Source organism: Leisingera coralii (assembly GCF_049056525.1).
GTDB classification, from domain to species: domain Bacteria; phylum Pseudomonadota; class Alphaproteobacteria; order Rhodobacterales; family Rhodobacteraceae; genus Leisingera; species Leisingera coralii.
Map to the genome: position 1 here is coordinate 1 of NZ_JBHUPT010000049.1, position 13,086 is coordinate 13,086.

Sequence of the window (13,086 nt, forward strand, 5' to 3'; positions counted from 1 at the left end):
CCCAAGGCCGCTGCCGTTGCAGGTGTCCTGCAGCGGCCGGGCGCGGGAGCACCGCCGGGTCTCAGGGTGTCAGACCGCGGCGGGCAAAACGGAGATTTCCAGATGCGTCACCACTTTGGCACCACTCTCCAAGGTGCGGTGCACCGGGCATTTGTCGGCGATTTCCAGCAGCCTAGCGCGCTGCTCGTCACTCAACGGGCCGCAGAGGTGGATAACCCGGGTGAACTGGTCGATCTTGGCAGGCCCGGTGGGCTGAGCGTCCTGGGCGTGGACCTTGTCGTGGCTCACATCGACGCTGATGGCCTCCAGCGGCCAGCCTTTGCGGCGGGCGTACATGCGCAGGGTCATCGAAGTGCAGGCCCCGAGCCCGGCGGCGACAAACCCGTATGGCGACATGCCGCGGTTGGTGCCGCCGTAGGCCAGCGGCTCATCGGCGTAAGTGTGGTGGTACGGGCCGGACTGCACGTCCTGCAGGAATCCGTCCGGGTCTGCTTCGGTCACCCGCAGAATGCCTTCCGGCGCGCCGGGCGGCGGTGCGGGCGGGGTCATGCCGATATACCGCCCGGCCCAGGCCGCGATCACTTCTGCCGCATACTCCGCATCCGCGGGGCGCGAGATGAGGTGGTCGGCGTCGTCCAGGGTGACAAAGCTCTTGGGGTGTTTCGCGGTGGTGAAGATCGAGGACGCATTGTCTATGCTCACCGTTTCATCCCTTGGCGCGTGCAGCACCAGCAGTGCGGCCCTGAGCTCCGCGATTGCCGGGGCCAGGGCCTCGGCATTGATGTCGTCGACAAACGCCTTGCCGATCACGAAGGGGCGGCCGCCCAGGGTGACCTCGGCCTGGCCCTTGGCCTCGATCTCGGGCAGGGCAGCGTCGAAATGGTGCGAGACATGGCCGGGATCAAACGGCGCGCCCAGGGTCACCACCCCCTTGGCCGAGGGAATGCCGGCGCGTGCCCGCAGCACTGCCGCGCCGCCCAGCGAATGGCCGATCAGCAGCGAAGGCGCCATGTTGCGCGAGGCCAGATACTGTGCCGCCCGGATCAGATCCGCCACGTTTGAGGTGAAGGTGGTGTTGGCGAACTCGCCTTCGGAGTGGCCGAGTCCGGTGAAATCGAAGCGCAGCACCGCGATCCCCATCGCCGCCAGCCGCCCCGCGATGCGCCGTGCTGCCGGGATATCCTTGGAGCAGGTGAAGCAATGGGCAAAGAGCGCAGTGGCCAGCACCGGACCTTCGGGAAGGTCGAGGCGGGCGGCAAGCGTGTGTCCGGCATGGCCGGGAAAGGTGATGCGTTCCATGGGCATTGGCGTGGCCTTTGTCTGCTGTTCCGCATAGATTGAGCGCGCAACGCGGCCTGAACAAGGCGGCAGCCCGCGACGTCACGGGAAGGTGAAGGCAGATGAGCAGCAGCGCCATAGAGGGCATCGGATGCTTTATCCCGCAAGACACGCGGGACCGGGAGATGCGGAAGCGTTTGCTGGCCTTTTGCGGCAGGGAACCCCAGGCCTTTGGCCGCAACCCGGAAACCGGCCATGTGACCGGCTCCGCCTTTGTGATGTCGCCGGACATGAAAAGCGTCCTGCTGACCCATCACCGCAAGCTGGGCCGCTGGTTCCAGCTGGGCGGCCATTGCGACGGGATAGCCGATGTTCCCTTTGTGGCGCTGAATTAAGCCTATGAGGAAAGCGGGCTGACGCGGATCAGGCCGCTGTCGGACCAAGTGTTCGACGTGGATATTCACGAAATCCCGGCCAGCGCCAGGGAATGCGCGCATCTGCATTATGACGTGCGCTACCTGTTTCAGGCAGAGGCGGGGGAGATCGCTGCCAGCGATGAATCCCACGCCCTGGCCTGGGTGCCGCTGGATCAGCTGGAAGAGGTGACGGAGTCGCCCGGTGTGCTGGTCCTGCGGGAGAAGCTGGCGCGGTTCCTGAGCGGCAGTTGCTAAGCTGTGGCGCCTGACGGCGCCGCTGGTTGTCCCGGCCCCTCCTTGCAGGAGGGACCGGAATCTTGGCGTTACGCTTCGCCCAGCAGTTCCTTGTCGAACGGGTAGGAGGTCAGGTTCTCATAGCCGTCCTCGGTGATCAGAACCTGGTCTTCCAGCTTGATCGAGAAATCGCCGCCCTCGGGGCTGACCAGCGCTTCGACACAGAGCACCATGCCCGGCTCAAGCTCATAGTCGAAAGCGCCCTCGACCATCTGGTCCGGGTAGGCGACCAGCGGCCATTCATCGCACAGGCCGACGCCGTGCATCATGCAGCCGTATTTCTGCTTCTGGAACTGCGGATCCAGCACGTGGCAGGCCTTGGACAGTTCCTGGATGTTCACACCCGGTTTCAGCATGTCCATGTTGTGGCGGATGTGCTCCAGCCCGTGCTGCATGGCATAGATCATGTCGGGGCGCGGTTTCCGGTCGCCGATCCACCAGCTGCGGGAGATGTCGATGCAGATGCCGTAGGAGCCGACCAGATCGGTGTCGAAGCTGATCATCTCGTTGTTCTGGATGATGCGGGGGCCGCATTCCTGGAACCAGGGGTTGGTGCGCGGGCCGGAAGCCAGCAGGCGGGTTTCGATCCATTCGCCGCCACGGCGGATGTTCTCGGCGTGCAGCACCGCCCAGACGTCATCTTCGGAGACATTGCCGCCGGGCACGTTTTCGCGGGCGAATTTCTCCATCGCTGCCACCGCAGTTTCGCAGGCGTGATGGGCGCAGCGCATCGCCAGGATCTCGTCCGGGCCTTTCACCGCACGGCATTTCTCTGTCAGCTCTTCGCCGGGGAAGATCTCCAGGCCCTGGGCTTCCAGCGCGCGCAGACCGTGCAGCATGATCTTGTCGACCGCCAGCCGCTTGTTGCTGCCGCTGTGCTCTTCCAGCAGCTTGCGCACCTCGTTGGAGAAGACATCCGCCGCCACGTCGACCTTGTCGCCGCGGTCAAAGTAGAACAGGTCGGCACCGGCCCGCTGTTCGCGCACCAGCGGGTTGAATTCACTCAGGAACGGAGACTGCTTATAATCCCACAGCACCATGTAGCCGTCAGCGCAGATCAGCAGGGCGCGGAACGGGTTGTGGGTGTTCCACAGCTGCATGTTGGTGGAGTCGGTCGCATAACGGATGTTAAGCGGGTCGAACACCAGAAGGCCCGCATAGCCGCGGTCATTGATGAAACGGGTCAGCCGCTCCCAGCGGAATTTGCGCATGGCCTGCAGATCGGGCAGCTGCAGCCCGGCCTCGGCCCATTCGCCGAAGGCCAGCTGGGTCGGGCCGATTTCGACCCGGTTGTTGTCGTTCGGGGTGTTGTCGCCCAGGGTGGCACCGCGGGTCGGGTCGATCTTGCGGATGTCGCGGTAATGCTCGTTCATGCGTGGCCTCCGTCGCTGCACAGTTCTGTCCAATCTGCCGCCGGCGGTCGGGAGAATCGCTGCAGAAAGCGACGGATTTTCCGGTCGTTTCTGACCTATGATGCAACGTTGCGGCTGTTTCCCGGGAGTTCGGATGCTATCGCAAGGGGATGACAGCGATTCTGCAGAAGACCATTCCCTACAACCCGCTGGTGGAGAGGAAACTCCCCGGTATTCAGCCGCTTGCGCCTGATGGCTGGCTGACGGTGGACGATGCTTATGCGGGCCAGATGGCAGAGCGGGAGCGTCTGCTGGCCGCCCGGCGGGACGAGGTCCTGCGGCTGGACGCCAGCGCAATGGCGGCGGCGCAGGAGTTGCTGCAGATGGCGCTGGAGGTGATGGATCCCAAGGCGGAAGACACTGTTCTGCGGCCGGATGGCGTGCGGGCCGCGGTCGACCGGGAGGATCCCTTGGGCACTCTGGGCCGGATAGCGCAGCAGGACTTCTGCATCCTGCAGCGGCCGGACGGGGCGGAGGAACATGTTCTGACCGGCGCGGTTTTGTGTTTTCCGGCAAGCTGGACGCTGGCGGAGAAATTCCTGCAGCCCTTGACTGGCATCCATGTGCCGGTGGACAGCTACGGCGCAGGCATTGCCGCGCGGGTGCAGCGGCTGTTTGACGGGGTGCAGGCGGGGCGGCCGCTATGGCGGTTCAATGCGCTGTGGTATCAGGATCCGGCGCTGTTCCAGCCGCGCAGCCAAAATGCGCCGCGGCTCAAACCGCATGGCGGCAGGGCCGAATATCTGCGCAGCGAAAAGCAGGTGATCATGCGGCTGCCGCAGACCCGGGCAGTGGTGTTCGCCATCCATACCCATGTGCTTGCTCGGGCGGATGTGATGCGCCAGTGGGGCATCCAGCAAGAGGAGCCCGGGGCCCGGCCTTAATGAAACAGCGGGCGTGCGGCTTGCACCATGCCGGCGCTGTCCAGGAACAGGAACAGGGCGGCGAGCAGCAGCAGGTGGCTGATGAAGCGCAGGCGGCGCGGAGCGGGGACGCTGAACACTGACAGCGCGGAAGCCCGCAACTGTCCGCTCCAGCTGCCGGGCTGAGGCTCTGCCTGCAGCGGCCTGCTCATCCGGGCCCGGGCCCGCTCGGCGGCCGCTGTGGCGCCCGATCCTGCCGCTCGGTTTCCGGCGGCCAGAAAGGCGCGCTCGCAGTGGGCCTCAAGGGCAGAGGCGGTTTGCTCCACCGGCGTAAAACAGGCGCGGCCGCGCGGGCGCTGCGGTTTCGGCTGCGTCAGTTGGCTGGCGGCAACCACGGGCTCGGGCTGGTCCGGTCCGGCGCGCTGCGGTTCAAACACACCGAGGAACTGGTCGCAGGTCAGCGCCACCTCGGTATCGAGCCATTCGACGGAGGTGGCTTCGACCGCGGGCAGAAGCCGCCGCAGCATTTCCGCCAGCAGCATCTCGGTGATTTCCCGGTCGCAATACTCCGGGTAAATCGGGGACAGCGAAAGCTCCAGCAGCGCTGCGGGTTGCAGCATGCTGCCGGTCAGCCGGCTGGAGCGCCGCAGCGGCACCCGGCGCAGGCGCACCGTGACCAGATAGTGGTCGCATTGCAGCCGGGCGGCATTCTCGGCGCGGGCCTCAATGGTCTCTGCGGGATGGCCGAAGTCCTCAAGCGTGTCCACCACTGCGGTAACCGCTGCGGAAAGGGTTCTCTCATCCCGGCTTTCCAGCCCAAGCCTGCCCGTAAACTGCACGTTCTCTGCCACCGTCCGGATCCTCCATTCAGGGTGCCGATAAATGAAGGTTAAAATTTGAACGGGTTAAAAGTGGGGCGGAAACTGCGGCCAGCCGTGATACCGCGCTGGCGGAAAAGACGGAATTTAGGCAGCCTGTAAGTTTCTGTTTTAAAACGAACAAAGTGTAATTTTGCGAGTTTTGAGGGCCGGAATGCGGCCCAACTGTGGCACCCGCCGGTCACATTGATGCCCTAGAACCTACAATGCAGCGGGAATCGCCGGCACTGTTCCAGCCAGGATTCACAATCGTCATTGGTGGCGGCTACCGGGGCGGGCGCAAATGCAGTAACGAACAACCTCAGGGGCGGTTCAGCCGTCAATCTGCCGCCCCATGATCGCCAGCGATTGCTGATAGACCGAGGCCGCGTTCCATTGCTTCAGCACAGGGTAGTTCGGCTCGCCCGGTTGATAGCCCTTGCCGGGTTTCCAGCCCTTCTGGCGCAGATAATTGGCGGTGGAGGCCAGCGCATCGCCCATGTTGTAGAAATCCACCCGGCCGTTGCCGTCCCAGTCCTGACCGTATTGCAGGGCATTGCCGGGCAGGAACTGGGTGTGGCCCAGCTCGCCGTGTTTGGCGCCCAGGGTGGCCGGGGTGATGGCGCCCTGATCCACCAGTTTCAGCGCCCCCAGCGCATGCGGGCGGAAGAAATCGGAGCGGCGGCAGTCATAGGTGAGGGTCACGATGGCCGACACCACCTGGCTGTCGCCCATGTAATTGCCAAAGGCGGTCTCCATCCCGTGGATCGCGATCAGCACGCCCGCGGGCACGCCGTACTTGCGCTCCAGTGCGGCATAGAACTCCGGGTTGCGCGCCTTGCGCTTGCGGCCTTGCGCCACGATGGTGGCAGAGCCGCGGATCTGCATGAACTTCTCCAGCGAGTATTTGAAGCTCTTCTGGTTGCGGTCGGCGGCGATGGTGCGGCGGGCGTATTGTGCATTTGCCAGCGCCTGCAGCCCGGCCTTGCGCACCCCGGCGCGCTTAGCCTCGCTGCTGAAAGCCTGTTTCCAGGCATCGAACCCGGCAGAGGTATTGCCGCAGGTTGCGGCCACGGCGGGGGAAGCGAGGAAGGCGGAAATCAGAGCAGGGGCAAGCAGCCGGCGCATGAATGGAACTCTCGAAATGTGACTCGTGTCCCTGCAGCCTAGCGTGACTGAGCCCCATGTCTAACGGGAATTCCCGCCACCGGTTCCCATCCGCCTAGGTAAAGGCCGTCCCGGCCGCCAGCGCCAGGCCGCCGGCAACCGCAGTCATGGCATTTTCCGTCTCGACACGGGCATTTGGGCACAAGGACCGCATTTCAGCCTGCACCGCCGCCAGCAGCGAAGAGCCGCCGACCATGACGATCCGGTCCACCTGAGCCGCGGAAATTCCTGCCTGGTTCAGGGTTTCGGCGGCGCACAGCCCGATTGCCCGGGTCTGCTCCGCCAGCGTCTGGTTCATGCCCGCGGCTGGCAGCGGCACAGACAATCCGCGCTGCAGGAGCTTGAGGTCGATTGCCGCGGTGTTCTCTGCGCCATTGGCGCGGATCTTGCCGCGCTCGACCGCAAAGGCCAGTTCGTGCCCAAGTTCATCCTCCAGCACGGACACGAGGCGGGCGAGCTTTTCGGGCTCCACCGCATTGGCCGCCAGGTCCTGCGCGGCACGGCGGCTTTCGGGGCTGTAAAGGAAAGGGATCAGCTGCCAGGTGGCCAGATCGTTGAACAGCCGGTTCGGCGCGGGCAGGGTGCCGCCGCCGAAGGTATTGCGGATCTGGCTGCCGCGGCCCAGCAGCGGCATCACATGATGAATGCTCAGCTGCCGGTCGAAATCGGTGCCGCCCAGACGGACGCCGTGAGAGGCTAGGATGCGGGTGGAGCCCTCCGCGCTCTGCTCAAAGGCGGTGAAGTCCGAGGTGCCGCCGCCGATGTCCACGATCAGCCCCAGCCCCGGCGACGGCGCGGCGGCGCGCAGTGCGGCTTCGGGTTCGTACATGAACAGCACGTCCTGGAAACCGGCCGCAAGGTAGCAGGCACGCAGGTCCTTTTCCGCCTGTACGTCGCGGTCTGCATCCTTGGAGTGAAACCGCACCGGCCGCCCCGACAGCGCATGGGTGAACTGCATATGTGTCGCCGCCTCTGCACGCCGCTTCAGCTCCGCCAGGAAGCGGGCGATGATGGTGGCAAAGCTGATCCGCTCGCCGCCCAGCCGCCGCTCTTCATGCAGGAGGGAGGTGCCGAGCAGGCTCTTGAGCGCCCGCATGAAGCGGCCCTCCTCGCCGCTGATCAGGGCCCGCGTGGCGCTATGGCCGATCCGCATCTGCCGTGTGTGCGCAGCAAAGAACACCGCGGTGGGCAGGGTCTGCTCGCCGGGTTCCATCTCCACCAGCCAAGGGCGCCCCGCAACCGCAAGACCGGCTGCGGAGTTGGATGTGCCGAAGTCGATGCCAAGGGTTTTCGGGGCAGTCATGAAGGGCTCCTGTACACCAAGCGGAGCGGATCTGGCTACAGCAACAGATGGATCCGATCAAGGCGAATCACCCAGGCCGCGGCCCGGGATCTTCCAGACGGCGGATTGCCGCAGGAAGATTAAACCTTTCAAAAACATGAGGTTAAGCTGCTGTAAAAGTATATTAATTCCTGAATATCACACTTTTTATGCCTGCCGCCCAGAGCAGGATTTTCGGAGTTTGGAAGATGAGTAACACTGATTACCAACGCATCATCTCGAAATTTGCGCTTGATGGAGACGATCAGAAAGATCTGGTTCGCGCAAGTTCCCTGCTGGCGCCTTACCTCGACCTGATCCTCGACAAATTCTATGCCTTTGCCCAGTCTGACGGCGAGGCCCGCAGGTTTTTTCCCAATGAGGAAATTCTTGCCCACGCCAGATCGGCGCAAAAACGGCATTGGGAACTTCTGCTGAGGGGCGACTTCCCGGAGGAGTATTTTGCGTCGGCCGAACGCGTCGGCAGTGTTCACTTCAAAATCCAGCTTCCATTTGAGCTGTACCTGTCCGCCTATGCGCGGGCGACCTCGCACATCCAGCAGGTTCTGGGGGACAGGTTCGGGACCGTGGTGACCCCAGGCGGGCGGCGCAAGCTGTTTGCAATGCTGGGGGCGCTGAACCGGGTGTTTGCCTTGGATACCTTTTTTGTCATCGACGCCTACTTTGCGGCGCAGCGCGCCGAACAGGACACCGCCTTTGACTATATCACCGCCGGGATCGAGCGGATGGAAGCCCGTGATCTGTCACAGAAGATCCCAGCTCCCGGCGAGAGCGATTATCCGCAGCGCTATGACCAGGTGCGCGTGACGTTCAACCGGCTGATGGGCAGCCTGGCAGGCGTCATTGGCAGCATTCAGGACTCCGCCGACGGTCTGAACAGCACCGCCGGTGAAATTTCCGACGCTGCGCAGAACCTGTCGCAGCGCACCGAGACCCAGGCTGCAACGCTGGAGCAGACGGCGGCGGCCGTCGAGGAAATCACGGCCAGCATGCGGACTTCGGCGGAAGCGACCAAGGAAACCAGTGATGTGGCCGCCACCGCGCAAGCCTGTGCCGAAGACGGCTTTGCCGTTGTGACGGACGCAGTGCAGAAGATGAAGGAGATTGCCGAATCCTCCGAGCGGATTTCCCAGATCATCGGCGTGATTGACGATATCTCTTTCCAGACCAACCTGCTGGCGCTGAATGCCGGGGTCGAGGCCGCCCGCGCGGGTGAAGCCGGGCGCGGCTTTGCGGTTGTCGCCTCCGAGGTGCGCGGGCTGGCACAGCGCGCCGCCGTATCCGCCAAGGAGATCAAGGAACTGATCAATATCAGCTCGGGCCATGTGGACGAGGGTGTCTCGCTGGTGGACCGGGCAGGCGAGGTGCTGACCCGGATTGTGGCCGATGTGAACCGGGTGTCGGAATTGTCGGCGTCGGTTTCTGCTTCTGCCGGCGAGCAGACCACCGGGCTGACCGAGATCAACACCGGGGTTTCGCATCTGGACGGGGTCACCCAGCAGAACGCGGCAATGGTCGAGCAGACGACGGCCGCCACGGTGACCATGCGCCAGGATGCGCAGTCACTGGCCGACCTGGTCAAATCCTTCGACGTCGGGGAAACAGCCGCCCCGATTGCTGCCGGAGACGGGGACACCGGCGGCAGCCTGCGTCTGGCCGGCTGACGCGGTGAGCCGCCGCATCCCAGCGGCACAGACAGAAAAAGGCGCCCCTTGGGGCGCCTCTTCCTTCTTATTTCCAGCAGCTTAGCAGCTGTAGTACATGCCGAACTCAACCGGGTGCGGGGTGTGCTCGTACTTGTGGACCTCTTCCATCTTCAGCTCGATGTAGCCGTCGATCTGGTCCTTGGTGAAGACGTCGCCCTGCAGCAGGAAGTCGTGGTCGGCCGCCAGGGCGTCCAGCGCTTCGCGCAGCGAGCCGCAGACGGTCGGGATGCCTTCCAGCTCCTCGGCCGGCAGGTCGTACAGGTTCTTGTCCATGGCTTCGCCGGGATCGATCTTGTTGCGGATGCCGTCCAGGCCGGCCATCAGCAGTGCGGCAAAGCACAGGTAGGGGTTTGCGCTCGGATCGGGGAAGCGGGCCTCGACGCGCTTGGCTTTCGGGCTTTCGGTCCACGGAATACGCACGCAGCCGGAGCGGTTGCGGGCGGAGTAGGCGCGCAGAACCGGGGCCTCGAAGCCCGGGATCAGGCGCTTGTAGGAGTTGGTGCCCGGGTTGGTGAAGGCGTTCAGGGTCTTGGCGTGCTTCAGGACGCCGCCGATGAAGTACAGCGCTTCCTGGGACAGGTCAGCATATTTGTCGCCGGCAAACAGCGGCTTGCCGTCTTTCCAGATCGACATGTTGACGTGCATGCCGGAGCCGTTGTCGCCATAGATCGGTTTCGGCATGAAGGTTGCCGACTTGCCATAGGCGTGGGCCACGTTGTGGATCACGTATTTGTACTTCTGCAGTTCGTCGGCCTGTTTGGTCAGGCTGTCAAAGATCAGGCCCAGCTCGTGCTGGCAGGACGCAACCTCATGGTGGTGCTTGTCGACCTTCATGCCCAGGCGTTTCATGGTGGACAGCATCTCGGAGCGCAGGTCCTGCGCTTCGTCGGTCGGGTTGACCGGGAAGTAGCCGCCCTTGAGGCCCGGGCGGTGGCCCATGTTGCCCATTTCGAATTCGGCGTCGGTGTTCCAGGAGCCGTCGGTTGCATCAACCTCGTAGGACACCTTGTTGATGGTGTTGGAGAAACGCACGTCGTCGAACAGGAAGAATTCCGCTTCCGGACCCATGTAGGCCACGTCGCCGATGCCGGAGGACTTCAGGTAGGCTTCAGCCTTCTGGGCGGTGCCGCGCGGATCGCGCTCATAGGATTCGCCGGTATCGGGTTCCACGATCGAGCAGTGGATGCAGAGGGTTTTCTCGGCATAGAACGGATCGATGTAGGCGGACTCGGTGTCCGGGATCAGTTTCATGTCGGAGTTTTCGATCGACTTCCAGCCTGCGATCGAGGAGCCGTCGAACATGAAGCCTTCTTCCAGGAAGTCTTCGTCCACCAGGTCCACGTCCACGGTCACATGCTGCAGCTTGCCGCGCACGTCGGTGAAGCGGATGTCGACGTATGCGACGTCCTCGTCCTTGAGTGTCTTGAGAACTGCGTCTGCGCTCATTCCCTCGGTCCTTTTTTAGAGATGTAAGGATATTCGTTGATGTATCAGAGTGCTTCCGGGCCGGTCTCGCCGGTACGGATGCGGATCGCTTGCTCGACGGGCGAGACAAAGATCTTGCCGTCGCCGATCTTGTCGGTCTTGGCAGCGTCGACGATCGCTTCGATGGCCTGGTCGACCTGATCGTCGTCCAGCACCACTTCGACTTTCACCTTGGGCAGGAAGTCGACAACATATTCGGCGCCGCGGTAGAGCTCGGTGTGGCCCTTCTGGCGGCCGAAGCCCTTGACCTCGATGACGGAGAGGCCTTGCACACCAACGTCCTGCAACGCTTCCTTCACCTCATCCAGTTTAAAAGGCTTGATGATGGCTTCGATCTTTTTCATCGGCATGGCTCCTCGCAAGCTTGTTGGGGGTGTCATTTCACTTCTAAATGAAGGCAGCAATGCGCGCCTGCGCGGCTGCGTCATTTCTGGCCAGGATTTCATCGTCGCTGCCTAAAAATTAAGCGCTGCGCCCGGAAAATGCGCAGAATTGAATCGGGGAAGGGCAAAACATGACCGAACTGCTGACCGCAGCCCAGATGCGGGCCATAGAACAGGCCGCCATCGAGTCCGGTGAAGTCACCGGGCTGGAACTGATGGAACGGGCCGGGCAGGGGGTGGTTGACGCCATCTTCGAGGAGTGGCCGGAACTGGCCGACGAGCGAGGGGCCGGCCCCTCGCGCTCCCCGGAGTACTTGGAGAAAGATGAAAAGCCGCGCCGGGCGGTGGTCCTGTGCGGGCCGGGCAACAACGGCGGCGACGGCTTTGTGGTGGCGCGGCTGCTGAAGGAGCGCGGCTGGGCGGTGGAGGTCTTCCTCTATGGTGATGCGGACAAGCTGCCGCCGGATGCGAAGGTGAATTACGAGCGGTGGAGGGAGATTGGCAGTGAAGAACCGCTTACGGGTGGTTGCCTTGCCTCAGTTATTGAGCCTGACCTTTTGGTCGATGCTCTGTTTGGCACGGGGCTTACCCGTCCGCTGCCTGATGACATCCGGAAAACCTTTCACTGGCTTTTGAAGTTTCGGCCGGAATGGAAGGAGGAAAGCCCCAGCAGAAAGACGCGGCGAACTCTAAGGAAAGTTGCGGTCGACATTCCCTCTGGTCTTTCGTCGGACACTGGGTTTCCCATCACAGATGCGGATGAGACTGAAGAGGCTGCGGACACCGAAGGGGGATGGCCATACTTTATGTCGGCTGTCTTCCACGCTCATTTGACTGTTACCTTTCACAGCCCAAAAATCAGCCACTTCCTGGGAGCCGTTGTTATAAACGGAACCCGCGTCAATGTTGTTGACATAGGATTGCGTGGCGATGCGCTGGAACGAACCGTAGCCTGTGAGCAAGACCCGGACTTGGAACGCGTACGGTTGCTTGAGCCCCGATTTCGCTGGCGTCCGTTAAGAACTCCAGGTTTTCCACATTCAATGCTCGAGAAATCAGGAGGAGGGCACAAGTATACAGAGGGCCACGCCCTGGTCCTCTCCGGCGGTCATGGCAAGACCGGCGCCGCCAGGCTGGCCGCCCGTGGTGCCTTGCGGATCGGGGCGGGGCTGGTGACCGTCGGCTCGCCGCGCTCGGCGATGTTTGAAAACGCCGCCAATCTGACCGCCATCATGCTGCGCCAGATCGACGGCGCGCATGGGGTCAGCGAGCTCCTGGAGGACAAGCGTTTCAATGCGGTCTGCCTCGGCCCCGGCCTGGGCCGCGGCGCCGATACCCAGGCGCTGGCAATGGCGGTGCTGAAGGAAAAACGCGCCACCGTGCTGGACGCCGACGCACTCACAAGGTTTGAGCTGAAGCCGGAGGCGCTGTTCGAGGTGCTGCACGAGAACTGCGTTCTCACTCCGCATGGCGGCGAGTTTGCCAGGCTGTTCCCGGACCTTGCGGAGAAACTGAACGCGCCAGCCACAACAGGCCCGGCCTATTCCAAGGTGGACGCCACCCGCGAGGCGGCGAAGCGCGCGGGCTGCGTGGTACTGTTCAAGGGGCCGGATACCGTAATCGCCGCGCCGGACGGGCGCTGCTCGGTCAATTCCGCTCATTATGAGCGCTCCGCCCCCTGGCTCGCCACCGCTGGGTCGGGCGACGTGCTGGCGGGCTTCATTACAGGGCTGCTGGCACGGGGCTTTTCGCCGATGCAGGCGGCGGAGACCGCCGCCTATCTGCATGTGGAATGCGCGCTGGAATTCGGTCCCGGCCTGATTGCCGAGGACCTGCCGGAGCAGATCCCCGCGGTGTTCCGCGAGCTGGGGCTTTAATCGGCC

General features: G+C 63.4%; 13 protein-coding genes. 6 read left to right on the plus strand and 7 right to left on the minus strand.

Features of this window, described 5'->3' with window-relative positions; genetic code table 11:
* Positions 1 to 69 precede the first annotated feature (69 nt).
* Positions 70 to 1,305: a bifunctional alpha/beta hydrolase/OsmC family protein gene (locus tag ACFMBG_RS16085; RefSeq protein WP_421055714.1), complete on the minus strand. Its 1,236-nt coding sequence runs from the start codon at positions 1,303 to 1,305 to the stop codon at positions 70 to 72.
* A 158-nt stretch (positions 1,306 to 1,463) separates the two neighbouring features.
* Between ACFMBG_RS16085 and ACFMBG_RS16090 the strand changes: the two genes are divergently transcribed.
* Positions 1,464 to 1,673 (plus strand): NUDIX hydrolase, encoded by a 210-nt coding sequence (locus ACFMBG_RS16090; RefSeq protein ID WP_421055715.1) that lies wholly within the window; start codon positions 1,464 to 1,466, stop codon positions 1,671 to 1,673.
* 57 nt (positions 1,674 to 1,730) lie between these two features.
* On the plus strand, positions 1,731 to 1,949 hold the full coding sequence (locus ACFMBG_RS16095) for an NUDIX hydrolase (protein ID WP_421055716.1): 219 nt from the start codon (positions 1,731 to 1,733) through the stop codon (positions 1,947 to 1,949).
* A gap of 68 nt (positions 1,950 to 2,017) precedes the next feature.
* Here the strand turns inward: ACFMBG_RS16095 and dddP are convergent, their stop codons facing one another.
* Positions 2,018 to 3,361, minus strand: a complete 1,344-nt coding sequence (dddP, locus tag ACFMBG_RS16100; protein WP_421055717.1) for a dimethylsulfonioproprionate lyase DddP — start codon at positions 3,359 to 3,361, stop codon at positions 2,018 to 2,020.
* Positions 3,362 to 3,510: 149 nt separating this feature from the next.
* On the opposite strand from dddP, the gene ACFMBG_RS16105 reads away from it, so the two are divergent.
* Positions 3,511 to 4,284 carry a heme-dependent oxidative N-demethylase family protein gene (locus ACFMBG_RS16105; RefSeq protein ID WP_421055718.1) on the plus strand — a complete coding sequence of 258 codons (774 nt, stop codon included), beginning with the start codon at positions 3,511 to 3,513 and terminating at the stop codon, positions 4,282 to 4,284.
* Here the strand turns inward: ACFMBG_RS16105 and ACFMBG_RS16110 are convergent.
* The 3 genes from ACFMBG_RS16110 to ACFMBG_RS16120 form a co-directional block, all read right to left on the minus strand.
* Positions 4,281 to 5,114 carry a hypothetical protein gene (locus ACFMBG_RS16110; RefSeq protein ID WP_421055719.1) on the minus strand — a complete coding sequence of 278 codons (834 nt, stop codon included), beginning with the start codon at positions 5,112 to 5,114 and terminating at the stop codon, positions 4,281 to 4,283. The genes ACFMBG_RS16105 and ACFMBG_RS16110 overlap by 4 nt on opposite strands.
* 339 nt (positions 5,115 to 5,453) lie before the next feature.
* Entirely contained in the window at positions 5,454 to 6,248 is a 795-nt protein-coding gene (locus tag ACFMBG_RS16115; RefSeq protein ID WP_421055720.1) for a lytic murein transglycosylase, read from the minus strand.
* A gap of 94 nt (positions 6,249 to 6,342) precedes the next feature.
* Positions 6,343 to 7,590 (minus strand): Hsp70 family protein, encoded by a 1,248-nt coding sequence (locus ACFMBG_RS16120; RefSeq protein ID WP_421055721.1) that lies wholly within the window; start codon positions 7,588 to 7,590, stop codon positions 6,343 to 6,345.
* Positions 7,591 to 7,817: 227 nt separating this feature from the next.
* On the opposite strand from ACFMBG_RS16120, the gene ACFMBG_RS16125 reads away from it, so the two are divergent.
* The gene (locus ACFMBG_RS16125; RefSeq protein ID WP_421055722.1) at positions 7,818 to 9,293 is read left to right on the plus strand and encodes a methyl-accepting chemotaxis protein; all 1,476 of its coding nucleotides are present in this window, start codon (positions 7,818 to 7,820) and stop codon (positions 9,291 to 9,293) included.
* Positions 9,294 to 9,374: 81 nt separating this feature from the next.
* Here ACFMBG_RS16125 and glnA read toward each other — a convergent pair whose 3' ends face one another.
* Both glnA and ACFMBG_RS16135 read right to left on the minus strand, forming a co-directional pair.
* A complete protein-coding gene (gene glnA / locus ACFMBG_RS16130; RefSeq protein ID WP_421055723.1) occupies positions 9,375 to 10,781 on the minus strand; it encodes a type I glutamate--ammonia ligase in 1,407 nt (468 codons plus the stop codon).
* Between the two features lie 44 nt (positions 10,782 to 10,825).
* Positions 10,826 to 11,164, minus strand: coding sequence for a P-II family nitrogen regulator (locus ACFMBG_RS16135; protein WP_421055724.1), 339 nt, complete (start codon positions 11,162 to 11,164; stop codon positions 10,826 to 10,828).
* On the opposite strand from ACFMBG_RS16135, the gene ACFMBG_RS16140 reads away from it, so the two are divergent.
* Entirely contained in the window at positions 11,145 to 11,279 is a 135-nt protein-coding gene (locus tag ACFMBG_RS16140) for a hypothetical protein (protein WP_421055725.1), read from the plus strand. The genes ACFMBG_RS16135 and ACFMBG_RS16140 overlap by 20 nt on opposite strands.
* 55 nt (positions 11,280 to 11,334) lie before the next feature.
* Positions 11,335 to 13,080, plus strand: a complete 1,746-nt coding sequence (locus tag ACFMBG_RS16145) for an NAD(P)H-hydrate dehydratase (RefSeq protein ID WP_421055726.1) — start codon at positions 11,335 to 11,337, stop codon at positions 13,078 to 13,080.
* The last annotated feature ends 6 nt before the right edge of the window (positions 13,081 to 13,086 follow it).

What these genes read in the sequence shown, in the direction of transcription:
- ACFMBG_RS16120 (WP_421055721.1), bottom strand. Translation starts at nt 7,590, where the DNA reads ATGACTGCCCCGAAAACCCTTGGCATCGACTTCGGCACATCCAACTCC.
- glnA (WP_421055723.1), bottom strand. Translation starts at nt 10,781, where the DNA reads ATGAGCGCAGACGCAGTTCTCAAGACACTCAAGGACGAGGACGTCGCA.
- dddP (WP_421055717.1), bottom strand. Translation starts at nt 3,361, where the DNA reads ATGAACGAGCATTACCGCGACATCCGCAAGATCGACCCGACCCGCGGT.
- ACFMBG_RS16135 (WP_421055724.1), bottom strand. Translation starts at nt 11,164, where the DNA reads ATGAAAAAGATCGAAGCCATCATCAAGCCTTTTAAACTGGATGAGGTG.
- ACFMBG_RS16090 (WP_421055715.1), top strand. Translation starts at nt 1,464, where the DNA reads ATGCGGAAGCGTTTGCTGGCCTTTTGCGGCAGGGAACCCCAGGCCTTT.
- ACFMBG_RS16115 (WP_421055720.1), bottom strand. Translation starts at nt 6,248, where the DNA reads ATGCGCCGGCTGCTTGCCCCTGCTCTGATTTCCGCCTTCCTCGCTTCC.
- ACFMBG_RS16145 (WP_421055726.1), top strand. Translation starts at nt 11,335, where the DNA reads ATGACCGAACTGCTGACCGCAGCCCAGATGCGGGCCATAGAACAGGCC.
- ACFMBG_RS16105 (WP_421055718.1), top strand. Translation starts at nt 3,511, where the DNA reads ATGACAGCGATTCTGCAGAAGACCATTCCCTACAACCCGCTGGTGGAG.
- ACFMBG_RS16140 (WP_421055725.1), top strand. Translation starts at nt 11,145, where the DNA reads ATGGCTTCGATCTTTTTCATCGGCATGGCTCCTCGCAAGCTTGTTGGG.
- ACFMBG_RS16085 (WP_421055714.1), bottom strand. Translation starts at nt 1,305, where the DNA reads ATGCCCATGGAACGCATCACCTTTCCCGGCCATGCCGGACACACGCTT.
- ACFMBG_RS16125 (WP_421055722.1), top strand. Translation starts at nt 7,818, where the DNA reads ATGAGTAACACTGATTACCAACGCATCATCTCGAAATTTGCGCTTGAT.